General features: G+C 55.4%; 26 protein-coding genes. 10 read left to right on the forward strand and 16 right to left on the reverse strand.

All coding sequences use genetic code 11. From position 1 onward, the window contains the following. Positions 1-108: 108 nt before the first annotated feature. Genes KF784_15765 through KF784_15795 form a run of 7 tightly spaced genes read left to right on the forward strand, consistent with a single transcriptional unit; the run spans position 109 to position 4,060 of the window. Positions 109-972, forward strand: coding sequence for a PEP-CTERM sorting domain-containing protein (locus KF784_15765; GenBank protein ID MBX3120516.1), 864 nt, complete (start codon positions 109-111; stop codon positions 970-972). Beyond that, on the forward strand, positions 969-1,286 hold the full coding sequence (locus KF784_15770; protein ID MBX3120517.1) for a hypothetical protein: 318 nt from the start codon (positions 969-971) through the stop codon (positions 1,284-1,286). Before KF784_15765 ends, KF784_15770 begins: the two co-directional genes overlap by 4 nt. A gap of 33 nt (positions 1,287-1,319) precedes the next feature. Continuing rightward, entirely contained in the window at positions 1,320-1,841 is a 522-nt protein-coding gene (locus KF784_15775) for a phage tail protein (protein ID MBX3120518.1), read from the forward strand. Positions 1,842-1,862: 21 nt separating this feature from the next. Beyond that, on the forward strand, positions 1,863-2,375 hold the full coding sequence (locus tag KF784_15780) for a phage tail protein (protein ID MBX3120519.1): 513 nt from the start codon (positions 1,863-1,865) through the stop codon (positions 2,373-2,375). Positions 2,376-2,399: 24 nt separating this feature from the next. After that, on the forward strand, positions 2,400-2,927 hold the full coding sequence (locus tag KF784_15785; protein MBX3120520.1) for a phage tail protein: 528 nt from the start codon (positions 2,400-2,402) through the stop codon (positions 2,925-2,927). An 18-nt stretch (positions 2,928-2,945) separates the two neighbouring features. Beyond that, positions 2,946-3,587: a hypothetical protein gene (locus tag KF784_15790; protein MBX3120521.1), complete on the forward strand. Its 642-nt coding sequence runs from the start codon at positions 2,946-2,948 to the stop codon at positions 3,585-3,587. Further along, a complete protein-coding gene (locus KF784_15795; protein ID MBX3120522.1) occupies positions 3,584-4,060 on the forward strand; it encodes a GNAT family N-acetyltransferase in 477 nt (158 codons plus the stop codon). Before KF784_15790 ends, KF784_15795 begins: the two co-directional genes overlap by 4 nt. Positions 4,061-4,089: 29 nt before the next feature. On the opposite strand, the gene KF784_15800 is transcribed toward KF784_15795, so the two are convergent. From KF784_15800 to tsaA, 5 genes are all read right to left on the reverse strand, one after another. Next, positions 4,090-5,466: an amidohydrolase family protein gene (locus KF784_15800; protein MBX3120523.1), complete on the reverse strand. Its 1,377-nt coding sequence runs from the start codon at positions 5,464-5,466 to the stop codon at positions 4,090-4,092. Positions 5,467-5,516: 50 nt separating this feature from the next. Further along, on the reverse strand, positions 5,517-6,470 hold the full coding sequence (locus tag KF784_15805; GenBank protein ID MBX3120524.1) for a metallophosphoesterase: 954 nt from the start codon (positions 6,468-6,470) through the stop codon (positions 5,517-5,519). A 66-nt stretch (positions 6,471-6,536) separates the two neighbouring features. Next, positions 6,537-7,529 carry a fatty acid desaturase gene (locus KF784_15810; GenBank protein MBX3120525.1) on the reverse strand — a complete coding sequence of 331 codons (993 nt, stop codon included), beginning with the start codon at positions 7,527-7,529 and terminating at the stop codon, positions 6,537-6,539. A gap of 447 nt (positions 7,530-7,976) precedes the next feature. Then, positions 7,977-9,080, reverse strand: coding sequence for a hypothetical protein (locus tag KF784_15815; GenBank protein ID MBX3120526.1), 1,104 nt, complete (start codon positions 9,078-9,080; stop codon positions 7,977-7,979). Between the two features lie 144 nt (positions 9,081-9,224). Continuing rightward, complete coding sequence (gene tsaA, locus KF784_15820) at positions 9,225-10,049, reverse strand: tRNA (N6-threonylcarbamoyladenosine(37)-N6)-methyltransferase TrmO (GenBank protein ID MBX3120527.1); 825 nt, start codon at positions 10,047-10,049, stop codon at positions 9,225-9,227. A 93-nt stretch (positions 10,050-10,142) separates the two neighbouring features. On the opposite strand from tsaA, the gene KF784_15825 reads away from it, so the two are divergent. Next, positions 10,143-11,921, forward strand: coding sequence for a hypothetical protein (locus tag KF784_15825; protein ID MBX3120528.1), 1,779 nt, complete (start codon positions 10,143-10,145; stop codon positions 11,919-11,921). 76 nt (positions 11,922-11,997) lie between these two features. Here the strand turns inward: KF784_15825 and KF784_15830 are convergent, their stop codons facing one another. The 10 genes from KF784_15830 to KF784_15875 all read right to left on the reverse strand — a co-directional run bounded on the left by KF784_15830 (position 11,998) and on the right by KF784_15875 (position 20,286). After that, positions 11,998-13,035: a photosynthetic reaction center cytochrome c subunit gene (locus tag KF784_15830; protein ID MBX3120529.1), complete on the reverse strand. Its 1,038-nt coding sequence runs from the start codon at positions 13,033-13,035 to the stop codon at positions 11,998-12,000. A gap of 258 nt (positions 13,036-13,293) precedes the next feature. Then, positions 13,294-13,677, reverse strand: coding sequence for a hypothetical protein (locus KF784_15835; protein ID MBX3120530.1), 384 nt, complete (start codon positions 13,675-13,677; stop codon positions 13,294-13,296). A 228-nt stretch (positions 13,678-13,905) separates the two neighbouring features. Then, the gene (locus tag KF784_15840; protein MBX3120531.1) at positions 13,906-14,400 is read right to left on the reverse strand and encodes a hypothetical protein; all 495 of its coding nucleotides are present in this window, start codon (positions 14,398-14,400) and stop codon (positions 13,906-13,908) included. A gap of 35 nt (positions 14,401-14,435) precedes the next feature. Next, complete coding sequence (locus tag KF784_15845) at positions 14,436-15,536, reverse strand: hypothetical protein (GenBank protein MBX3120532.1); 1,101 nt, start codon at positions 15,534-15,536, stop codon at positions 14,436-14,438. Further along, a complete protein-coding gene (locus tag KF784_15850) occupies positions 15,533-15,835 on the reverse strand; it encodes a hypothetical protein (protein MBX3120533.1) in 303 nt (100 codons plus the stop codon). The genes KF784_15845 and KF784_15850 overlap by 4 nt, the downstream gene beginning before the upstream one ends. 5 nt (positions 15,836-15,840) lie before the next feature. Beyond that, positions 15,841-16,332, reverse strand: a complete 492-nt coding sequence (locus KF784_15855; GenBank protein MBX3120534.1) for a hypothetical protein — start codon at positions 16,330-16,332, stop codon at positions 15,841-15,843. Between the two features lie 75 nt (positions 16,333-16,407). After that, the gene (locus KF784_15860) at positions 16,408-16,779 is read right to left on the reverse strand and encodes a four helix bundle protein (protein ID MBX3120535.1); all 372 of its coding nucleotides are present in this window, start codon (positions 16,777-16,779) and stop codon (positions 16,408-16,410) included. 113 nt (positions 16,780-16,892) lie between these two features. Next, positions 16,893-17,636: a succinate dehydrogenase/fumarate reductase iron-sulfur subunit gene (locus tag KF784_15865; GenBank protein MBX3120536.1), complete on the reverse strand. Its 744-nt coding sequence runs from the start codon at positions 17,634-17,636 to the stop codon at positions 16,893-16,895. Beyond that, positions 17,636-19,447 (reverse strand): fumarate reductase/succinate dehydrogenase flavoprotein subunit, encoded by a 1,812-nt coding sequence (locus tag KF784_15870; GenBank protein MBX3120537.1) that lies wholly within the window; start codon positions 19,445-19,447, stop codon positions 17,636-17,638. The genes KF784_15865 and KF784_15870 overlap by 1 nt, the downstream gene beginning before the upstream one ends. After that, the gene (locus KF784_15875) at positions 19,447-20,286 is read right to left on the reverse strand and encodes a hypothetical protein (protein MBX3120538.1); all 840 of its coding nucleotides are present in this window, start codon (positions 20,284-20,286) and stop codon (positions 19,447-19,449) included. The genes KF784_15870 and KF784_15875 overlap by 1 nt, the downstream gene beginning before the upstream one ends. Positions 20,287-20,423: 137 nt before the next feature. On the opposite strand from KF784_15875, the gene KF784_15880 reads away from it, so the two are divergent. Together KF784_15880 and KF784_15885 are read left to right on the forward strand one after the other, a co-directional pair. Next, positions 20,424-22,514: a hypothetical protein gene (locus tag KF784_15880; GenBank protein MBX3120539.1), complete on the forward strand. Its 2,091-nt coding sequence runs from the start codon at positions 20,424-20,426 to the stop codon at positions 22,512-22,514. 56 nt (positions 22,515-22,570) lie between these two features. Beyond that, the gene (locus tag KF784_15885) at positions 22,571-23,074 is read left to right on the forward strand and encodes a hypothetical protein (GenBank protein MBX3120540.1); all 504 of its coding nucleotides are present in this window, start codon (positions 22,571-22,573) and stop codon (positions 23,072-23,074) included. Positions 23,075-23,118: 44 nt separating this feature from the next. Here the strand turns inward: KF784_15885 and KF784_15890 are convergent, their stop codons facing one another. Next, entirely contained in the window at positions 23,119-24,045 is a 927-nt protein-coding gene (locus KF784_15890; protein MBX3120541.1) for a ring-cleaving dioxygenase, read from the reverse strand. Positions 24,046-24,297 lie beyond the last annotated feature (252 nt).

Below are 24,297 nucleotides of genomic sequence, written 5' to 3' on the forward strand. Positions count from 1 at the left end.
AGCCGGTAATTATGCGGGCTCAATAACTCTGCCTTCCTGTTAGACTGGTTTTGCACGGCAATCTTACCGAGCGCCGTTGTACTTGTTTTGACTGGTTTGAGGGAGTATATGTTGTTTAAGGTACGCGTACGTGCATTTGCTTTGGCGCTTGTGGGCATCGCCTCTCTTGCAACCCCGAGGCTAGCCGCTTCCCAGGTCTCTAACGGAAGCTTTGAGGTTGGGGGCGGGAGTTTTTCGAGTTGGGGCACGATAGGGAATGCACAGATTCAAGGAAACTCGCTTGGCTCTGGTCCGACGGATGGCCTGTGGCAAGCTCTGCTTGCAACGGCAACCGACGGCACGGTCAACTCCAATGTAGTCCCTGGAATTGGCGTAGGGCCAGGGGCGCTTGAACCGTTTCTGGGAGTCAATGCGGGAACGCTTTTGGGGGTCGGGAACGGGACACCCCTGCTTGGGTCAGGAATGACGCAGACCATCGGAATGATCGGCGGGCAGAGCCTTTTCTTCGATTGGAATTTCCTGACGAACCAGACCTTCAACGATGGAACCAACAACTCCATCGCGCCGAGCACTGTCAACAACGACTTCGCATTTATGACGATTCTTCCCGTCGGGGATCCTGGATCGGCGCAAATCTTCGTTCTTGCTGACACCTTCTTCGGCTATGTGAACAATCCGGGCGCGCCCGGCGGGTTTGAGACTGGATTCACGATCACGGCGGCGACCAACCCGTTCATCTCCGAAACCGGCTTCCAGAACTTTATGTGGACGGCACAGACGAGTGGGCAGTATCTACTCGGGATCGGAGTTGTTCATGTCACAACCGGGCCGGACAACGGGGTGAACTCTGGCCTGCTCATAGACAATGTTCAGCTTGATGCCGTGCCTGAGCCATCGAGTATTGCGGCTCTGAGCTTGTTGGGTCTCGGCCTCCTGCGCAGGCGTGTGCGCAAGGTGAAGGACAAGGCATGAACGCTGACCGCCTCAGGCTGGAGACAGCCACGGCAGAGGACTTCTCATCTCTGATTGGGCAGGAGTTTGCTCTGGCGCTTGAGGAGGGTGAACAGCCAGTCGCGTCTTTGAAGCTTACGGAATCGACGGCAACCCAGTACACCTCCCCGAACGGACGGACTGGGTTTGTCCTTTGCTTCGAGGGGCCGCCTGACGTCTATTTGGAGCAGCACATCTATTGGCTCAGCAACTCTGTGACCGGTGATCTGGGCATCTTTTTGGTGCCGATCAGTGAGGATGAGAGTTGTCGGCGGTATCAGGCGGTCTTCAACTGAAGAATGACGATTTAGGATGATTGAGGGAAACTTATGGCAGAACCGTTCATTGGTGAAATCAAGCTTGTGCCCTATAACTTCGCCCCGCGAGGGTGGGCCTTCTGCAATGGGACACTGATCTCTATTGCTCAGAACACCGCGCTTTTTGCGTTGCTTGGGACGATGTATGGTGGCAACGGGCAGACGAATTTTGCCCTTCCCGACCTGCGTGGCAGGGGGGCGATCTCATCGGGGCAAGGGCCAGGCCTGAGCAACTATAGCCAAGGAGAGACCGGAGGCGCCGAGAACGTCACCTTGACGACAGCAGCAATGCCAGCTCACGGACACTCAGCACAAGCTTCGTCGGCATTTGGCACACAGGGCGACCCGGCAGGAGCCCTTCCGGCTAAGTCACCACTTGCGCTTGGCTATGCCTATCGCTCGGGCGCAGGGGGCACGATGCCGAGTGATGCCGTTAGCAGCGTAGGCGGAGGACAACCGCATACGAATCATCAACCCTATCTGGTTCTTAACTACGTCATTGCGATGGTGGGGATATTTCCGCCGCGTAACTGATGCAAATCGAAGGAGAATTTTATGGCAGATCCTTTTATTGGTGAAATCCGACCGGTACCGTACACCTTTGCTCCTCGGAACTGGGCGTTTTGCAGCGGGCAACTCCTCCCAATCAATCAGAACCAGGCGCTCTTCTCGCTGATTGGCACGACTTACGGCGGCAACGGTCAGACCAACTTCGCCCTTCCTGACCTTCGTGGACGTGTTCCGATGAGTTCGGGAACGGGTCCTGGTCTATCCTCGAAGACTTTGGGGGAGAAGGCCGGAGTGGAGACGGTGACGCTTACGGCAAACGAGATTCCGGCGCACAACCACCCGGCGAACGTATCCGTACAGCCTGCTGATCAGTACTCGCCAGGATTGCTTTTGCCTGCGGTTTCACCTCGGCAACTTTTTGCACCAGGGCCGACGGGCGCATTTGCCCCTGGGATGATTACGAACACTGGCGGCAACCAGGCGCACAATAATCTGCAGCCCTATCTCACGATCAGCTTTGTCATCGCTTTGACAGGGATTTTCCCGCCGTTGAACTAACGATTACTTTGGAGACAGCAACTCATGGCAGAACCATTTCTTGGAGAGATTCGACTGGTGGCATTCAACTTTGCGCCACAAGGCTGGGCTACGTGTTCAGGGCAACTCTTGCCGATAGCACAGAACGACGCTTTATTCGCGCTGATCGGAACGATCTATGGCGGCAACGGGCAGACCACCTTCGCCCTTCCTGATTTTCGGGGCAGGGTCGCAGTCTCTCACGGGCAAGGTCCTGGCCTGAGTAATTATCTGCTTGGGCAAGCGTCGGGTAGCGAGGGCATCACCCTCTCTACCAACCAGATACCTACGCATAACCACACGATGGCGGTGTCGAGCAATACGGCGACGACGAGCGACCCACGAAACGGTGTCTTTGCAAAGCCGAACGTCAACCCAAGAATGCAAAATCTGTATGGCAGCCCGGCAAATGTTGCGATGGAAGGGGACACGATTGGCGCCGCGGGTGGCAGCCAGCCTCACGAGAATCGTCAGCCCTTTTTGTCCCTGCTTTACGTGATCGCCCTCCAAGGAATCTTCCCCAGCCAGAACTAACGACAGTCGGAGAGACCAATGCAAGACGCTAAGAAAACACAGATACCGAGAAGGGCCTTCCTGCAAGGCGCTACTGCCGCTGTTGGAACCACTTTGTTGGGGCTTGCCCCGGCCTCCTCTCTCGCTTCAGGCCTTCAAAAAGGGGGCGGACCGCTGAGTGCGCAAAGCTCTTTTTCCATCGGCTATTGGGATGGGCAGATGTTCACCCCTGCTGGTGAATTGGCCACTGGCGATGCGACGCTTGATGTCGTGAACCTTCACCTCCGTGGCTATGGACCGAACGGGACGCTTAAAGGGATTGACGCGAATGCGCTGGTACCGATGGGCAAGAGCGTTCAGAAAGTTCCCTTTACAGCTTGGGTTGCTGGGCCGTCGGGCTGCGAGCAGGTGAGATTCAACATGACAGTTGATGGTAATCACGGGCTCGTGTTGACTGCGCGATTTTTGGCAGGCAAGCTGGAGTCTGTAACCGACTTTTCATTCATCGCTGGAAGCGGGAGTGGGCTGAAGCTTCGAGAAGGAGTCTATGTGATCGCGAACGGGTCGATGAACTGGGGTTCGTATGCTTACGACGCCAGTAACATGGAAGCGCCGCTTACCGGGCCAGCGGGTCCTGTAGCCTCCCTTCAGTACGTCGTTCTGACTGTCTCTCGAACGTGAGCGAAACCCCCCAGATCGGTTATCGGCTTGCAACGCCGGAAGAAGATTCCTTCTTCCGGCGTCTTTTCGACATCACCCGCGCCCCCGAGTTTCAGATGTCGGGAATCGTTGGTGATCCCCTGGCGCAGCTTTTAGAATCGCAGTATCACGCACGTCAAACGCACTACGCGGCGATGTACCCTACTGCCGAATATCGGTTGATCCTTGCCGATGGGGAACTTACGGGCGGCATGATCGTGCGGGAGATGGATGAGCATCTGCATCTCATCGATATCACGTTACTTGATGAGTGTCGTGGCCGTGGAATCGGTACCCTCGTGATGCGGGAGCTTCAAGCCACCGCTGAGAGCGCGGGCAAGGGAGTGTTGCTCCATGTGGAGCATTTCAACCCAGCGCGACGCCTCTATGACAGGCTTGGCTTTGTCGAAGTCGAGGAGATTGGGCTTTATAAACGGATGGTTTGGAAACCCTGATCGCCCGACATCTTAGGAATGCTGCGGGGCTATCTTGCATACTCGCAGCCCTTAAGCAGACTATCCAGGGCCGCGCGATCAAAGAGCTTTCCTCGCTGGATTACAGCGGCGATCTTTGTCGTGTTGCGGATATCTGATAGCGGGTTGGCGTCGAGGAGGACGAGGTCGCCACGCTTTCCGGAAGCAACTGTTCCAGCCTCATTTTCAAGACCGAAGTACTTTGCGGCATTAAGGGTTGCGGTGGCAATGGCGTCCGCTGGCTTCATGCCTGCTTGGACCAGCAATTCGAGCTCGTCATGCAGGCTGAATCCGGCAAAGACATAAGGGTTGAGGCAGTCGGTTCCTGCGATGATCGGTACCTTGGACTTGATCATTTCCGAGACGAACGCCAGGGTGGCTTGATACGATTTCCTCGATCTTTCCCAGTCTTCGGCGGTTCTGGATTTGAAGCGGAAATCCTTCGTCGGGTCCCACGACGCGGCTATGAACGGGGAGACATATTTCAGACGGGGGTCCTTGCCAAAATTCGGATCGTCAAGATAGGCAACGTTGCGGAGCACGATGAGTGTGGGGCAGTGCCACATGGGGCCGGAGGCCAAGTCTTTCAGAAGCTGTTCTTGCTTTTTGGGATCGAATGAGGAAACGACTTCTGGAGAGAGCTTGACGGCAACTTTAGATGCCTCTGACAACCCTTCTGGGCAAGCATTGGCGATCTGCTTGCGCAGGTCCTCGGCCTTCGATGAGCACTCTAAAGCAACACCCATTTCGTGCTCGCTGCTCTTTTGGCCAGCGTTCATCGCCTCAATAATCCCGACGGAGTGCGGCACGTGCCCCGCGAAGGGAATCTTCTGTTCTTTGCATTCGTCGGCGATGGCAAAGAACGATTCTCGGGAGAGCAGGCTGTAAACCTTCACGAAGTCGTAGCCAGCTTTCTTGATGTTTTGTACGGCTGTGCGAGCCTGCTCAGCAATGCCCACAGCGATCGAGCCCGGCCAGACCGGCTTGGGTCCGTCAACGATGGGGCCGCCTAAGACCATTCGGGGTGCAGTTGTTTCGCCCTTCTCAGAGCGTTGCCTCCAGGCAAGCTGGGCCGTGTTTCCGAACATCACGCGAATGCCGGTGACACCGTTTGCGGTGAAGAGGGGCAGGGTTTTCTCGTCGGCGAGGTGGACGTGCATGTCCCACAGTCCGGGCATCAGATACTTGCCTTTGCCTTCTACGACCTCGGCATTCGCCGGGACCTTCGCGCTCTCTGACGGGCCGATGCTGATGATCTTGTCGCCCTCAACAATGACCGTTTGATCGAGGATCGCCTCCGGCTTTCCCGGCTGGATAACCGCGACGTGGCGAATAGCGATCGCTTGAGGAGGCGCGAGGAATGCGCAAGCAAGCAAGGCTGCAATCATAAACGTATTATGCGGGCGGAAGCGTGTGTGGGTTTCGGCATTCGCTCGATTTAGGTCCTGATCAGCGGGATGCTGCGGTCTGCGATAGAACCCGACCTTCCGATGATCGCATCCGATTCGTCGGGCGGCTCCTTTGCAAACGTGCCGCTTGTCCCTTCTATCTTGAGCATTCCTTCTGGGGTGACCTCCATAAAGCTGTAGAGGGGTTTGGTGTAGGCGTTCATGCCGCCATACCAGAAGTAGCTCGCCGAGTTTTGGCAATAGCAGGGAATGCCTTCGTGATGTTCTAACCGGTCAACATGCAGGTGTCCGAAGATGCAGGCCGCAACTGCGCCTTTGGGGTTGTCTTTGGCGGTTTTGGTGACGATGTCGAGAACTTCGACCTGTTCGGGAGGGAGCTTGCCGTCGGCGTTAGGGAATCCGAGCGGCTGATGGGAGAGCAGGATGACGGGCTCTTTGCTGGAGCGGAGTTCTTTGGCGAGCCAGTCGAGCTGTTCGGGGTCGGCCCAGTTATGGGTGGCGTTGTCGGTGAAGTAGTTGCCGTTGGCGTAGGCGTTCAGCTTGCTGTCCTTCTTGAAGTGGTTAAGGTCCAGCACCACAAACCGGTAGCCGCCGATGAGGTGCGACCCGTAGCGGCTCTTCATCCCCCAATACTTCATAGCGGCGTCCTTGTCGCACTTGTCCATGTCGTGGTTGCCAAGAACGTGAACCTTGGGGAGATCGAGGGTGTTGAAGAGGTCGACACATTCTTTGGAATTGGGCTCGGAGTAGCAAAAGTCGCCAAGTTGGAACACGGCATCCAGCCCCTTCTGCTCTTGTCTTTGCTTCGTTGCTTGAACGAAGGTACTGAGCCGTTCCATCGCATCGGGGGCGAGGCCGTGGTGAAGGTCGGTGATGACGGCGAGTTTGACGGGCTTGATCGGGCGGGAGGCTTCCATGCGCAGTGGTATCCACCGCGTCGCGGCGACGGCGGTTGTGGCGATGAGGAAGTCGCGGCGGGTCATCAATCTAAGTATGCACCCATCAATCGTATTCCCCGACCTTGACTTGATCGGGGTAGATGCGACCGCTTAGAGCCCGTTGCCGAGGGTGGGTGATTGAACCTGCTTGCGCGGGTCGATGAGTTTGATCCCATCTTGATCGTATACCCACGGTGTGTTCCAGAGCAGCTTGAGCGCGCGGCGCAGCGGCATCTCGTGGAACCTATCCGGCCAGAGCTTTGCGATCTGTCTTTCCAGCTTGCGTGCGTGGCGCGAGGGCGCTTGCGGAAAGAGATGGTGAGCCACATGCGCGCCGAAGCGGCCGTGCATTGCGTCCAGCCAGTTCAGCCATTTGGGGAGCGTTACCGAAAGGGAGCTTGCCAGGACATCGCTTTCATCGGCGAGTGGGTTCAGGAAGTGGTTAGTGGAGATGTACGAGATCACAATGGCGTTGCCGACGAGCAGGGGCAGCACATATCCCATGAGAAGGACGGGCCAGCCGAGGAGCAGCGTTAAGCCGATCCAGAACGCCTTCGGGGCGAGAAACTGAAAAACGATGACGGCCTTTTCTTTTCGGCTGCAGGCAGAATCTCGCAGGAAACGGATCATGACGGTGACGTTGTGCTGGGTCATCATCATGCTAAAGAATCCGAAGATCACCAGGTTGCGCGCGAGCGGCGACCGCTTATACAGCCATTTCAACACTGGGTTATCTCGATACTCGTCGATCATGAAAAGGCGGTCGGGGTCGAGGTGGGGATGCTGGGTGTTGCCGTGATGCTCGGCGTTGTGCCAGCGACTCCAAAGGTGCGGCCCGATGCCAAATGGCGAGAAAGCGATGGCGGTGAGAAAGTGTCGCAGTTTGCGGTTTTTGATGGCGCCGCCGTGGCAAATCTCATGCGCGATAAAGGCCAAGCACCCAAAACTGTGTCCGACGACCAGACCGAGGATTGGGGCCAGCCACCAACTGAAAAATGCCGTCATCAGCCAGAACGATACGGCGATGATGCCGATGTGGGGGATGAGCCAAAGCAGGTGCAGATTGTCAGGCTTGAGGTAGTGGGCGGGGACCTCGCCCTTCAATATTTGACGGTAGCGAGGCATTGGCGATATCGGTTGAGTTTCTGACATGTCGGTAGGTAGGGAAAGCGTGTGCGAAGGAAGAGTATGGAAGGTTGAGCATGGAGCGCGCTTGCAGGATGCCAAGGCATGTTTGCGAGCGGCGAGTGAGGTTGCGGAAAAAAAGCGGTCTTGAAGCTTGCAGGTGGCGGCTTGAGGAAGGCGGTGGGGGAATGGTAGGGTAGCTCTTTCTACGCTTGGAGAGGGCGTGGTGTAACGGAGGCTGGGACTGCCGGAATGTCTCTTAGCGTCGTCGCAGTCATAGGTCCAGCAGAGCCCACGGCTAACCAATAATAGTTCTTCTCGATCTGGAGGATGCGGCGGGTGCGGTGCGGCGTGGGGTCCGTTCGTAGGATGGAGAAGGCACTGTCGGTGAAGTCCTCGACACTTCGTGCGACGGTCGACTGCTTATTATCGTGCAGCTTGCTGCTCGCTTGTGACTCTTTGAAACTCAGCACGACGTCTATCGGCTAACTCGTTGAGTAGGCGTCGGAAATCTCGCGTCATCATTCCTATGACTTCGGGCAAATCTGCCCAGTGCGCGTTGACCACACTATGAGCTGTGTCACCGTAGGTGCCGTCCTCTTGTGGACGGTTCTGAAGTTCGTGAGTCATCCATGCTAAAGTGAAATATGCAACAAAGGCATCTTCATCATTCCCCTCGATTTTGAGGTGCTCCATCACGTAAGTTTTCTCTTCTGGCGTTAGCTGTTGCATATCGTAAATCGCAAAGCTGAGTAGATTTTGCTGACCTTGCCTTAATTGAAGTACCGAGGCCACGATGAGTGTCTGCATATCCCATTCGGCGTCTATTTTCACTGAGTCGATCACTTGCTCTTCGCCATCTATCATCACGAGGTGCTTCTTGTTCTCATTATTCGTTATTGCGATGTTTAGTGGTCCGGGCGCCTTTCTGCGTATTCCTTTCAAATCGATCCGAGAGAGAAATTTTTCGACTTGACCACGGACAGACGTACCCATTCCAGGCACTTGCTCGTTTAGAGCAGCTTCAACGACAGGAGGCAGCCCGTAGGGAAAATCGTGAACCCTGTGGTTTGTCCCGAACCCTGGAAGACGGGTCAGCAGCTGCTCTACCTCTTTCTTAGGAAAAGGCTTCCATCGCAAATCCTCAGGAACCAGGGTAGATCGTCGTGGATGATACGGAGAGAACCAGAGAGTGCGGCCTATTTTGCCATCGATGGAGCAAAGTTCAAAGCCATCAACGGGATAAGTACTGACATCGGATGAGCAGCTGCCCGGTCGGTGATAAAAGAAAAGCTGCCCCGTATCTGTGCGCAACCGATTCAGATAAATGATCTCTCCGACAACACCATTAGTCGGTATCGGGTTGGTAATCGAGCCAAACGGACCGTAAGCATCCGGAAGCATGTCACAGCTTGGCAAGAGTTCGGCAGTCGCGAAGTGGGGATTTCGGTGTAAGTCTGCTTCCTGTTCTTCCCAGGGCTGATCCTTGTCCCCAACGCGCTCCTCTTGTTTCTTAAACCACTTCAGCATTGTCTTGGCCTTTGCTGAATTTTACACAACTAGTTTGGGAAGTAGCCTTGAAAATGTTTTAGGTGCAGTTTTTTGGATTGAGATAGGAAACTCAGAATCGAGTTACGCGAGCCGACTGATCTGAAGCAAAGAGGTGTGTTGTATCTACGACTCATTCAAGAGCGTCGCATCGCTTCTAAACGCTAACTGCGCATCCCGATCCGGAATCTTTTCCCAACCCTCGCCGTGGAGGGATTCGTCGGGGAAGCCTTTGTCGATGGATTCGACGGTGACGGTTTGGGCGTCGATGCGGTAGTAGAGCCGCCAGGGACCGCAGGCGAGGCGGTAACAGTTCTTCTCGATTTGGAGGATGCGGCGGGTGCGGTGCGGCGTGGGGTCCGTTCGCAGGATGGAGAAGGCGCGGTCGGTGAAGTCGATCCCCCATTCTTCGCGCAGCCAGTTCAGCTGTTTGCGGGCGAGTTCCGTCACCACGATCTCAAACTTTGGAGCGGCGGCAATCGCCGAATCGACCTCGCCCACCCACCCCAGACTGCTTTCGGGATAGGCGTCGATGGTGGCGATGTAGGGCTTGATGTCGAGGATCGGGGTGCCGTCGATGAGGTCAAGCGGGCCGACGCGCAGGGTCAGCCCTTCGATGCCCAACAGCCGCACACTGGTGAGACCGATGGGGTTGGGGCGGTGCGGGGCGCGGGTTGCGAAGACGCCGCGACGCTTGGCGGGGCCGCGCGGGGGGAGCACTCGGGGCCGCCAGTCTTTGTTGCGGTCGAACCAGAAGATCAGCCAGATGCGCTCGAACCCCTCCAAATCTTCCAGGGCCAGATCGAACTGCCGCCCGGGCTGCAGGACGATGAGGTTGGTTTCGTCGGACTCGGTCTGCGGCTGGTGGGGAGTCTCAAACTTGAGCTGTTTCTCGTTGCGGACGTATCCGATGGGCTCAAACGTGACGCTCGGCGCCGGTTCCTGACTCATGCCTCATTGTGGCTGGATTCCTCGCCGCATCTTGCACGAACCTGCTCGTAACCGCGTGTGTCGCCCTTACGTCCAAACGCCGGAGGAACTTTCATGGGCACATTTACCAATCTTGCTTTGCTCGCTTTCTATGGATTGAGCACGTCTTCTACCCCTCCCCCCTTCCAGCAGGGAGGAGAGCAGGGGATTTACACTTCGGCCTCGCTTCAGACTATCGAGCGCGGGCTTTCGTCTTACTTGAACGCCGAGATGCAGAAGAGCATCCTCACTCCTGGCGACAACGTAGAGTGGAAGGTCTCGCTTAAGGCGGGTCAGGTGATCGTGGGAGATGCCAGCAGCGATAGCTGCGACACCGCCGCGCAGATCGTCGACAGTCTGGGCAAAACCCACTTTGTCAACGACGACCGCTATCCTGGCGATCAGAGGCCACTCGTTTTTTGGCGGTGCGATGCTGACGGCGAATATCGCTTCCAGGTGTTCAGTCCGCAGAACAAATCGGGCGGGCAGGTCTTTGCCCGGTATCAGGTTTACGATACGATCGATCTGAGCTCGGACAAGATGTCGGAAGGGGTCTTTGCGTCGACGCGACCCTTTTTGATGCGGATGCAGATGAAGGCGGGAGAGATGCGCGAGATCATCGCGGAGAAGCGTGGAGAGGGCAACTACATCAACTTCAGCTTTGGTGCGGTGATTTCGCCCAACGGTCTGCCGGAGCGCCTCCCGAGCTTTTCGACGCCGATCTACCCGGCGGTCCTTGCCGCGATGGCTCCGCTGCCGGGTGACTACTATATGGTGGCGATCCCCTATGGCTATCGGGGAGGCGACGGGCGTGTGCGCATCGGCACGCGCGACATCATTCCCGAAAAACTGGTTCGACAGGGTGGCAAGGCAACGGGGAAGGCTCCGACCAACCGACCGGCGGTTTGGGAGCTTGATGTGAAGGCGGGAGAGCTATTGGAGGTGACGCTGCCCGAGCTGAATCTGGACACCAAACTGAGCATCGGCGAAGCCTCCGATATCTCGCAATGCAGCACGGCAAAGGCGGAAACGAACCCCTTCTACCCGGTGCTGAGAAGCCAGCCTCCCGGCCCGGGTCCGGCCTTTGATGTATTGCCGGGACGGGCGCGCGACAATCGGGTGTTTGTGCTTCGGGCGAGTCGGGACGCCAAACTTTGGATCGGCTCTGACGGTCGTGGACCGTCGGACAAGCAGTTCTCGGTCAACATTCAGCCTGCGGCGATTGACTTTGCCGAGCAGAAAACCAACGCTGGGAAGCTCCGCGTTGGAAAGACGGATTACTGGGCGTTTGATGCGGCGGCTGGCGATGTGATGGCGCTGAAGTCGATGGCTACCGGATTTGCTCAACAGATCGTTGTTCGCGATCCAGATCTTGCAGAGGTTCGGAGGACGGTGGCGGGTCCGGATCAAACCTCCGACGAATGGAAGATGGTCATTCAAAAGCCTGGGCGATATCTCGTGGCAGTGTCTTGCATGGGTGACGGTGGGGGCGGCGAATACGCGCTTTCGCGACAGGTCTATCACGCGAAGGAGTTCAGCCGGAGCACACCGGCAAAGTCGGAAATCTCCGACGGCCAGGTTCAGATTTGGAAGTTTACAGCAACCCCGAACGATCCGCTTCTGATCCGCTGGTCCTCGTCGGCTTGGTCTTATGGGATCAGCATTTACGACGATCATGGGAACCCCGCTGGGTTCCAGCGGCAGGCGATTGATGCCAACAACACGTTCGGGCTGCTGAAGGTGGACAAGCCGCAGACGTTTGTGATCGTGCTGACGGGTGGCAAGGAGAAGGCGAATTACTCGATTGAGCTTGGAAGCATTCCGGGCTATAAGCCAGCTTCCGGCGCACCCTAGCTCATCGAGAAATGCTGCCCAAAAACGAATGGGTCGTCATTGACGACCCCATTCTTGATTTATCGGACTGGGACAACTATCCGCCGCCAGACCCGAAGATTGAATCTTCGATCTTGCTGTCTGTCTTTGCCGACTTGAAGTCCATTGTCCAGCTCTCGTTGCCGGCGAAAGTGACGACGATTTTCATCGGCAGTTTCGCGCTTCCGACATTTTTATAGTTTGAATAGTCGATGACTGTGATAACCGAGCCAATGGTGCTGCGCTTGATATTCACCATTCGCACGAGCAGCCCGGATTTGCTATCGAAGTAAAGCTCCTCGGTCGAAGCAGTGGAGGGGCGCGTTGATCGGACGACGACCACCTCCGTCTTTCCAACTTTATCTTTGCCGACTACGGTTGTACGTGTAAGTTCGCTGAATAGCCCTTCGTCTTGCCAAGTTCTGCCGATGCGCCCGAAGATGGCCGCTGGCTCGTCGGTCATTGGGAAGGTGTTGTACCAAATCTGTTTGCCGTCGCTGTTGACCTTGCGCTCGCCGGAGATCAGTCTAAATTTGCCGCCCTCTGCATGGATCATCTCTAGGGGCATCGTCTCTATCTTGTGAGTAGCGTCGTTCGGTGCTGTGAGTGTTCCCGTTCTGACGATGGCCGTTGCGCTTGTGCCGACGGCGCCCATGTGTTTGGCGAAGAGGTCGGCAGGTTTGGGGGCATTCTCCATCCTCTCGTGCCGCAGGCTTATCGCGGCGGGTATGGGTGCACCGGCGGGGTGCTCTTTTCCGTTGTGGCAGCTCATGCAGGTGACTTCGAGCTTTCCATCAAAGTATCGGGTGTTGATGTCCCTTTGCATGGTGACCATCTTTCTTGCGGTCTCTTTGATGGGCGATTCGGCGGAGTAGTCCTTGGGGTCGTGGCAACTGGAGCATTGGAACCCGAGCGAAGCCGACATGAATTCCATTGCCGGGATAAGGTCGGACGCAGGGACGCCCTTGAAGACCTTGATGTTTGCGTAGACCTCTTCACACATGGGGCCTTGTGAGGATGGTGACTGTTGGGCTGATAAGAGGGTGATGGGCACAAGGCTAACGGCAAGGATTGCGATTCGAGCGTAACGACGCATGATGTGCTGATTATGGCAAGCCATGCTGCAGTATTAACGCCAATTTTGGTAACTCAAGCTTTATGTTGATCTGAAGCGACTGTCAGCATATATACCAGCGTGAAATGTACGTCATCCTGCGGACTTGAAATTGGTCTTGAGGTTGCCGTTATAAAGATAAAACAATAATCGGACCGCAGCCCAAATGGGTGCGGCCCGAGTCAGGGCGTAATCTGGGCAGTTGCGCCACCCGATTAGCAAGGTAAAGTCGTAGTCGTATCAGCGTCCGCCTACACGAACTCCAACAACCGCATATTGATAGGATGTGACCGGAATGTGCTCAGATTTAGTACAACCTAACTCCTGTTCCATGCCAGCAGCGAGATTACGTACGATGTCTTCTTGCCCGCTCTTTCCACCTTCACGCCAACTTTTCCGGATCGTCACCTGAACTTTTTCGTCCGTTCGATCGTTGACGACATATACATAGGAGCCAGACTTGGCGAAACCACAGCTACCTTTATATTTGAGGCTGGCACCCTGTGGACCGAGTATAGACTCCTGCGGTCGAATCGTCTGGCCGACGCCCACTTGGCTGGCGCTTAGGGCGAGAACTACGAGCGCTGTGCAAGCAGCTAAAATCGAACTTATTGTTTTGATCATGTCTAACCTCCATAGGTCAAACAATCCAACGGCGTCACTGCACAAAAAATAACAATTGTTGAAAATTTTATATCTTAATAGTCTTTGGCTTTGGCAGTAACTGATTCAGGTGGCATCTGCTTGAGCCCGCGGTTGTCGCCTAAAGCTCTTTGGGTTGAACTGCGAAGGCTTGTTGGTTTGGTCGGCCAAGTGTGTTTTTTGCGCCGTCAGCAGGAATAGTGAACCAGATCATGGGGTGGTGGAATGTGGCGGAAATTCCCATACCATTTGACCAGTTAAGACAGTTGGCTCAGGGTCTAGCTTGTCGATGATCGCCTTGAACGGAGGGATCTTCCGAGCTTTTTCTTTTGTCGACTGATACCACGACTCTTTTTGTTCGCGGGGAGTCATCACGCTCGCCATACTGGCAACGAGGAAGGCCGCTGAAGAGACCAGTACTAGAGCAAACTTCCGACGTCCGCGTACGATCTCGCCTTGTGGGCAATGCTTTGTCATGATCTTGCCATCGGGTCGCTGGACATATCGAATGCAGAGGCGGCCTTCGTGGGTGTTGACCAAATGCTCGGCATCTTCGCGGCTCATCCCGGAGAGGTTGTAGACGTTGAGCTTACAGAGTCCGCAATAGCGGACCTCGTCGTCGCCCTCCATCTCTTTCCAAGAGGTCGGGCAGGGGGAGCCAACTCGAACCTGATCCAACGAAATGAGTTTGTCCGTAGTTTTCATCTTATTTGTTAGTTGTTTGGCGAGGGGCAAATTGTTCATCCACTTTTTTGCACAAACCTGCTCACAACGACCATTCCATCTTCCTTGAGCGTGAGGAATCGTTGTGCCCCGCGATGGTAGCGGTCTGGGCGCATGTTCTTCTTGTGAAAGATACGGTCGCCGGTTTGGATGTCCCAGACGCCAGTGCCGCTAACGTACGAGATCGCAAACAAGTACTTGTCGAACACCAGCCAACCCCATTTTCCTGTGGAATAGGAGGCCGGTCGGCTCGGCTCAATCAACGGCTTTTGGATGAACTGCAATTCTAATCCGGTCTTGACGTCATAAATGCCGACGCCCCGTTTTGGCTCGAAACCAACTTCACCCTTGCCCCAGATTGCCAGCCTGTTTCGATCAATCCAGCATAGGCCAATGTCCCAAATATAATTCCGGAGAGCAAACTTGCGAATGCTCAATCCATCCTCTGACTCCCACACGTTTTCGTCAATCCACTTTTCCAGGCTCCATGTTCTGACCTCTCCGTGGGGATGCCAGATCCAGCCGTTGTCAGCGATCCATTTGCCGTCAGGAGAAACGGCGAGACTGCAGTGGAAATAGTCAAGGTCGTGGGGTGGACGTTCATCTTTAGAATAGTCTGGCGACTCCCGAACAGTGATCAGTTCACCAGTCGAAGGATCGGAGATATCCAGACGGTTCCAGTCGGTGCAGTGAATCAGCAGAGTCCGGCCCTTGTGCTTTATGAATGCAATAGGGAATGAAGAGATACTCGGGTAATAGTTTCCTCTTTTGAGAGGCATCGTCAGCTGACCTGTAGTGAGATCGATCACATGACCGACTTCGCCATATCGCTCCACAACCGCGCAAAACCTCTGATCTGGAGAGACGTGCAATTGAATTGTCTTGTCCTGATCAAGCCGAGAAATGTCGATTTGGAGCGCGCCACGCAAGCGCTTGAACTCAAGGTCCCCTGCTTCCTTGACTTGGGCATTGAAGAAGCTAAGAGTTCCATCTTGCTCCAGCGTGATCCAGCGGCATTGGCTCCGGCTGTGGACGGGTTGGATGTCCAGCAACTTCCCACGCAAGGGAAGCTTGGCAGGCTTACTGTGCCGAAAAGAGTAGGGTGACTCCTCTTTCAACGTGAGGTCGGAACCTCCCGAACAGGATGGATGCTCGCCTCGACTTTTGACATCTGCATCAGTGGCAGCACCTTGGTGCGCCTTGGGTCGTCCCGAAACGCCTCAAAGGCCTGCTCCGACGGGAACCAAACAAGGTGCACTTCTACCGTGTCGTCCAAGCTGCGCACGCGTCGCTGAAGTTCTCCTCCATGCTCTTGCAGAAGAGGTAGGACTGCGTCCTCGTGTTGGTCGAATAGTTGGAGCCCGTCCGGATTGAGTTGGAAGATCGCTAACAGGGTGACGCCGACATTTTGTGTCATTGCGCTCAATCGCCAAAGTGCGGTGTGTCTTCGCGATCCACCATCAGGCCGGGGATCTTAGACGTGAGCCTAACGCAAGCGTTCCATCGCAAAATTGCATTTTCATTGCCGGGTGGGCGCAATGATTCCGCAAGCGCGTACTTTTCCATTGCACGCTTGAGCCAATCTCCAACGAACGAGGCGTGGGCGCCCTCCTGCAGCTTGGCTCGTGCCCAACGCTCGCAGGCGATGCCGCCGTAGTATGCCTTTTCGTACTCGCTTCCCATTTGCTCTACAACCACGTTAGCATCTTCTACTTTCGTTCCATGCCTGAGATGGAATTGGTCGGTAATGGCTAGGAAAAGGGAATGCTGTGCCTCGACGTTGTTGGGATCGACAGCAAGGACGTCGCGGCAGATGCTGGCGGCCTGAGCGGGCTCACTGAGCAGTCGGTAGCGCTCGGCAAGGGCCAGGGCGCGAGGGATGGATTCAGTGGAAATGCGTTTAAGTTCGGGCACGGGGGGCCTCCAAACGATGAACGATGAACGATGAACGATGAGTAAGAATCTCCCATTCGTGAGCTCGTAATAATGTCATTTCTTTCGCTCCTTTGCTTTCTTCACTGAGGCTACAAAGATCCGGGTGAGCTCTCCTGCTTCTGTCAGAATAGGCTCAACTTGTTCCTTTGAGGCTACACCAGCTTCAACAAGTAGTTCGTGCCAATAGCACGTCTCTTCCAATTCTTGCAATGCGACCTCCAGTTTACTGATGAACTCAGCGGTTGATCTGGCCCGATAACCTTCGCGATAATGAGCACCTACTGATGCGCCCGATCTTACAGCCTGTTTTCCAAAAATCTGCGCAACGGTGCCGTTTGGTAACGATGAGTAAAGCCGAACTACTTCAATCGCAAAGCCCTTAGTTCTCCTATGCAAATCTTGAAGCTTGCTATTCGGCTCGATCATTGTCTCCTACGATCTCCGTCAGTGTAAGCGCTCTTTCTCATCGTTCATCGTTCCTACTTCATCGTTATCAATCATTGCTCCCCCTTCATCACTCCTCAATCCTCATTCATGATTCATTTTTTCTTGCCAAACCGGAACAGCTTCGCCAGTGGATCGTAATGCGCGTCCACAACTCTTTCTTTCAACGGGATAATCGCGTTGTCCGTGATCTTGATATGTTCCGGGCAGACCACCGTGCAGCATTTTGTGATGTTGCAATAGCCGATGCTGTCGCGTTTTTTTAGGTCGTCGATGCGGTCTTCCGTATCCAGCGGGTGCATCTCTAAAGCTGCCGAATACACAAACAGTCGCGGTCCGATGAATTCGTCGTGCTTCTTATGCTCGCGCAGGACGTGGCAGACGTTTTGGCACAGGAAGCACTCGATGCACTTTCGGAACTCCTGCACGCGCTCCACGTCTTCTTGGTCGATGCGCCAAGTGCCGTCTTCGGCATCGGGCTTGCGAGGCTTGAACGGCTTGATGGTCTTCTTGGCGCGGTAGTTCCACGAGACGTCGGTGACGAGGTCTTTGATGAGCGGAAACGCCTTCATCGGCTCGACCTTGACCGGCTCATCAAGGGGAAGATCGCTACACCGGGTCATGCACATCAGGCGCGGCATGCCGTTGATCTCGGCAGAGCAGGAGCCGCATTTGCCGGCTTTGCAGTTCCAGCGCACCGCCATGTCGGGGGCGTGCTCGGCCTGGATCTGGTGGATGACGTCGAGGACAACCATGCCTTCGGTGACTTCGGCGGGGTAATCCTCAAACTTGCCGTCTTCGGCGGTCCCCCGCCAGATTCTAAAAGTAACTCTTGCCATTACTTCATCTCCTCAATCACAGCCTTCTGCTCATCCGACTGCGAGACCACCGCCTCCTGAGCGACTTCCATCTGCCCATCCTTCAGCCGCACCACCGTATTCACCTTCCCGAACTCCGCGCTCTTCTCGGGATAGTCCTCTCGGAAGTGCGCCCCTCGACTCTCCTTTCGCATCAAGGCCGAGCGGGTGATCGCCTCCGAGATCGTCAGCAGGTTCTTCAAATCCAGGGCCGTGTGCCAGCCGGGGTTGTACTCCCGGTTGCCAGAGATCGACGCCTTTGTGGCGCGGTCGTGCAGGGCTTGCAGGCCGGGCAGAGCCTCCTGCATCTCGGCTTCGGTGCGGACGATGCCGACGAGTTTGTGCATCATCGTCTGCAAGTCTTGCTGAACCTTGAACGGGTTGTCGCCGATGTCGGCCCGCTCGAACGGCTCGACCGCCCAGACAGCGGCCTCATCGACCTGCTTCTCGTCGAATCCGACCGCGCCGTTCTGCTTGGCAAACTCGGCCGCGTGCTCGCCCGCCCGCTTGCCAAAGACGAGAAGGTCGGAGAGGGAGTTGCCGCCGAGGCGGTTGGCGCCGTGCAGGCCCGCGCCGCATTCTCCCGCCGCAAACAGCCCCGGAACGCTGGACATCTGCGTTTCGGCGTCCACCCGAACGCCGCCCATGACGTAATGGCACGTCGGGCCAACTTCCATCGCCTCGACCGTAATGTCCACGCCAGCCAACTCCTTGAACTGGTGGTACATGCTTGGGAGCTTCTTCTTGATGTGCTCGGCGGCGTTCGGAATCTTCTCCTTGATCCACGCGATATCCAGGAAAACGCCACCATGGGGCGAGCCCCTGCCCTCTTTGACCTCGCGGTTGATGCACCGAGCGACGTGGTCGCGGGTGAGGAGTTCGGGTGGGCGGTTGGCGTCCTTATCCCCACAAACGTATCGCCAGCCCTCTTCGGGGTCTTTGGCGGTCTGATTCTTGTAGAGGTCGGGGATGTCGTCGAACATAAACCGCTTGCCCTCGCTGTTGCGCAGGACGCCCCCTTCGCCGCGAACGCCTTCGGTAACGAGAATCCCTCTGACGCTGGGAGGCCAGACCATCCCAGTGGGGTGGAACTGGACGAACTCCATGTCGATGAGGTCGGCTCCGGCGTGATAAGCCAGCGAGTGACCGTCGGCGGTGTATTCCCAACTGTTGCTGGTGACGGAAAACGCCTTGCCGATACCTCCGGTGGCCAGCACTACGGCCTTGGCTTTGAAGACGACAAACTGGCCGCGCTCGCGGTAGTAGCCGAACGCGCCGGTCACCCTGCCGCTGTCCTTGAGAAGCGTCAAGATGGTGCACTCCATGTGGAAGTCGATGCCCCGGTGGATGCCGTGGTCCTGCAGGGTGCGGATCATTTCCAAGCCGGTGCGGTCGCCAACGTGGGCGAGGCGGGGATACTTGTGTCCGCCGAAGTTGCGCTGGAGGATGCGCCCGTCCTGGGTGCGGTCGAACAGCGCTCCCCAGGCCTCCAGCTCCAGCACGCGGGCGGGGGCCTCTTTGGCGTGGATTTCCGCCATGCGGGGGTTGTTCAGATACTGCCCGCCGCGCATGGTGTCAGCAAAGTGGACACGCCAGCTGTCGCGGTCGTCAACGTTGCCGATGGCGGCGGCAACGCCCCCTTCTGCCATGACGGTGTGGGCTTTGCCGAGGAGCGATTTGGAAACGACGCCTACACTGACGCCCGCCGCCGAAGCCTCGATCGCGGCGCGGAGCCCTGCACCGCCTGCACCGATCACGAGCACGTCGAATTCGAAGGTTTTGTAGTCGCTCATCACAGAATCCTCCAATCGGTCCAGATGCCCATGGCGACAAGGCGGACGTAGAGGTCGGCGAACATGACGCCGAACAGGCTGAGCCAGGCGAAATTCATGTGCTTTTGGTTCAGGCCAGAGACGCAGGAGTAGCAGGCCAGCTGCATCTTCTTCTTCGAGAGGCAGTTTTTGCGACCGCCGATGAGGTGGCGGAACGAATGGCAGGAGACTGTGTAGAAGGTGAGCAGCACGGTGTTCAGCAGGAGCACCAGCGAACCCACGCCGACGCCGAACTGCACGGGCTGGTCGGGCATGGGACCGAGTCCGGCGGGGGCGTAGCGGCCCATCTCGCCGACCGGGAACCAGAAACCCTTCCACACGTCGTGCCAAAGCGCCAGCAGAAAGAGCAGCGCGAAATAGAGGAAATAGCGGTGGACGTTCTGCAGGATCAGCGGCAGGCCGTTCTCTCCGGTGTAGCCCTTGCGAGGCTCGCTGACGGCGCATGCGGGCGGGTCGGCCCAGAACGCCTTGTAGTACGCACCGCGATAGTAGTAGCAGGTGAACCGGAACAGAGCCGGGAACGGCAGGATGATGAGGGCGGGCGAGAAGGGCAGAAACGCAGGCCACCAGCTTGGCTGAGGGCCAAACCACGAGTGCGGCGAATTGCCGAAAATCTCTGGCGAATAGAACGGCGACAGGTAGTTTCCGTGGGTGTAGTTGGCGCCTTGGAAGGCGGCCCAGGTCGCGTAGACGATGAACAGCGAGAGAACGGCGAAGGTGAGGGCTCCCTGCACCCACCATGCGTCGCGGCGCGACGTTTTGCCGAATCCCCTTCGATACAGCGGGTCCGTGCTTGCCATGCGTGATCCCTGCCCTTGATGCCTGCGGCGGGCGGATTCACTAAGCATACACGGTTGAAGGGACGATTGCGAAGCGTGGGGAAGTGCAAAATGCTGAAGCGACACCCAATAACCATCTTTCGTAAAATAGATCACCAATGGCGGATTGCTCAGTTACCAACACGTATGACGTCCCAATCAAGAATGCGTCCGAGGATCGCTTGGAACGCGGTCCATTTGCTACATTGATTGCGAACGCACTGCTGGCTGACAACCCTTATGGGGCGTCAGTTATTGGCCTAACCGGAAAGTGGGGCACAGGAAAGTCGTCCGTTGCCACTATGGTGGTCGAGAGAATCAACGATGAGGCCACTGTCGTGAACTTCGAGCCTTGGATGGTTGGGTCACGAGAAGCACTTGTAATGGAGTTCTTTACAACATTAGGCAAGGCAGTCCTCCCCAGTGGTGACAGTCAAGAGGAAAAGCAGGCGCGCTCTAGGTTCTATCAGTACGGCTCGAAAATTGTAGGGGTTCTGGCGACAGGGGCCAAGGCTGTTGGGACGATCGTGCCCGGGGCAGTAGTGGCTGGCAAAGCAGCAGAGTCCGTTGCCGATGTATTGAGTTTGGCTGCGCAAGGACTAGAAGCCCAATTCGAAAGTCCTTCTTTGAGGGAAGTACGCGACACAATTTCAAGCGACTTAGGCGAGCTTACTAAGGCTGTTATCATCGTTATTGATGATATTGACCGACTTGATCAAGAAGAAGTTAGGACGATATTCCAATTAATTAAGGCGTGCGCTGACTTTCCGAACTTGCGCTATCTGTTGCTATTTGATCGTGAGCAAGTCCTTCACGCTTTGGAAGGATCAGTTAACAATCCTGACGCTTTCCTTGAGAAAATTGTGAATCAAGTATTTGACCTTCCTGAAGCAACGACAAAACAACGTGCAAATATTCTAGATGAGGCACTAAGTGCGCTTCAGATTCATGAGGGCTTATCTAGGCAAGACATGGATCGTTTAAGAATGCTGTTCGATGAGGTTTTGCTTCCTGGATTACCCACAGTTCGGCATGTCAAAAGGTTCGTTACTATTGTTAGGTCGCTACTTCCAGGTGTGATTGTAGACGGATTTAGAAATATTGATCCCGCAGACTTCCTTGCCCTTGAATTTCTGCGACAACATGTACCAAGTATCTATTCAATCCTCAGGGACGAAGAAGCGCCTCCGCCGGGTGGACGAGTAATGAGAATGGTGCATTATAAGGAATGGCCTCAAATGATGAAGGATCGACGAGACAAGGGAGTCGAGGAGCTTGCTGAGCCGATTAAAACACTCGCGATTGAGGCTCTTGAATCACTTTACAAGACCTCAGAAACGTCTGCGGTCAGAGCCCGACGCTTTAACACAGAATTTTGGAAGCCAGTATATTTGGGTTTTCATGAAGGAAGAGCGGGAGTCTCTGAACGAGTCTGGAGTCACTTTTTGAAACAGCTAGCCCACCCAGAAGAAAATCAGCATTGGCTTGCGGATTGGTCAGATAGGGCGAAACGAGAGAAGTGGGTCGTGGCCATTACTTCCAGGGCACTGGACATTCCTTGGCCAGAGTCCCTGAATCTCCTTGTCATATTATTCGAATGGGGCGAGCAACAATACCAAGAGGCCTCGGATCCATTTAATGCCAATAGTTGGGAATTGTCAGTGCGTTTCTGCGTCGATGGAATCATGTCTGTGACGCCGGATGAGCTTGATCCGGTCTCAGAATTCTGTAAGGTTGTCAAACAGTCTAATTCTGTGGTTACTGCTGGCTACTGCATCGGCACCGAGATAGATTTAAAACGAAATAGAAGCTCCCCTCACTGGGTTGGAGAATGTGATATAGAGCCCGCAATTCAATTGCTACATTCAAGATTGACAAGTATGTTATACGATGACTCTATTTGGGATTGTAGAGATGTGAGAACAGCAAAAGCGGCAGCCTACTATACTCTGGGGAATAAAATCTATGACATCTGGTGGAATTCTATTCCCGAGAATGAAAGTCGCTTGATCAAGTACTTGGAAAGGGACCTTGGTGAAGCTGAGACGTTCAATTACGGATTTGAAGAGGGACCGTTGATTGAAGCAATACGAAATATAGATCTCAGTAAGTTAACCCCAAAGGCGCAAGCTGCACGATTGCTCGCCTTGTCTGCCGTTGGCAAGGGCTTCATATCCAGAGATTTTAGAAGAAGACCGAAGGATGATTGAGGTTGAAGTTTGGCCTCTACCGTAAGGACGGTAGAGGCATAAAATGGCCATTTCACATGGACAAGAACGAGCACCCCAATGATCTTCATATCGAACACAATGATCTCATTGAGGAGATTTATGTGGCGTTTGCAGGCGTCACACGGGAGGATGGCATCTCTTGGAGCGAGGCGGATGTTCTTGATAACTACGGGTCGATGGAGGAACGTTTAGCGGCACAGGCAAGCGACAAGGACACTACTTGGCAGTCGCTGGTGGATGATGCTACGTGGAATCCTGATCATACGTCGCATTTGTCGTTTCTCGATGCTGTCGGGTTTCGCTACTACCTGGCCCCGGCGATGGTTAGGGGCATCAGAGCCGGGACAAGTGAAATTGTGTTTCATCTCACTCTTCCCAAAAGCAGTTTGAGAAGCTACACGCTTGAAAAATGGTCTCTTCTGACACCTGAACAAATGCGTTGCGTGAAGAGGTTTATCGTGTTTATGGATGCGGCTGAAGAGGGTTGCGGAGCTGATTGGATGGATGCGTTCTACAGCTATTGGGACAAGGTGGAATAGCCTCAACCCTTGGGAGGGTTGAGGCATGCTAGCATGGAAATCACTTACCTTGCCGTTGCACTGATCTCAGGCAACGGTTTCAGTCCAGCTTCAATCTCAGCTCTTCGCGGCTCAAGAAATGGCGGCAGCGCCAGTCTTTCTCCAAGCGATTCCATCGGCTCGTCGGAGGCAAAGCCGGGGCCGTCGGTTGCCATCTCAAACAGCACTCCGCCAGGCTCGCGGAAGTAGAGGCTCTTGAAGTAGTAGCGGTCAATGAGGCCAGAGTTTCGCAAGCCTAACTTGTCCAGCCGATCACGCATTTGCAGAAGCTCTTCCTCGTCGCTCACTCGAAATGCCACATGGTGGACCCCACCTGCACCGACACGGCCCAAGCGGTCGGCCTCGGTCTGTACAATGCGTATTTGACCTTGATGCTCGCTATCGACAGCATCAAAAACCCCTTCGCTTGTTTCTTGATAGCCAAGCGCCTGAGTAAGCACAGCTCTTGTGGATTCAGGCCGTGCGCTGTTCAGGTCGACCCCGAGAATGCCGCCGATTGCGTAGCTTTCGGGAACAACGGCCGTCCACGGGATAGAGCCGTTTTGGAGCCCAAATTCTGCGGTTAGTTCGAGGGCCTGCCCTTCGGGATCACCAAAGAGGATGCTGCTATCAGACACCAGTGCAGGAGAGGCCCCGGCTTCATTCAGGCGGGACTCCCACCAATCCAAAGAGCCTTCGGGCACTCGGAAGCGGGTCAAAGCGATCGTGCCTGGACCGGGAACGTTTCGAGCTGCCATTGGCCAGTCGAAGAAGGTCATATCGGTTCCGGCTGAGCCAACAGCGTCGGCATAGAAAAGGTGGTAAGCGGACACGTCGTCCTGATTGACGCTTCGCTTGACTAGCCGCAAGCCGAGGGTCTGGGTGTAGAAAGCGAGGTTCTCAGCAATCTTGGCGGTGACCGCAGTGACGTGATGGATGGAATGTGTGCTCATTAGTCTTGAATGCTCTCTTGCGTTTTCTCTTAAATCGCTGGAAGCCACAACGGGTTCCTGATTATGGGCACGGTGGCAGAAACCAGTTCGTCATGGAGCGGCAACCGTGAATTGTTTGAAAATATGAATGTAAACAGTGAATTGCTATTTTCTCTGTGTTACAATTCACATGCATTGACGGTATGGGCAGGCAATGTCAGAGCTTAAACCCTCGCTTAAGGCAGAGTCGTCTGTACCCCGTGCAACCGGACT

The organism is Fimbriimonadaceae bacterium (assembly GCA_019638775.1).
In the GTDB taxonomy this organism is placed as follows: Bacteria; Armatimonadota; Fimbriimonadia; order Fimbriimonadales; family Fimbriimonadaceae; genus JAHBTD01.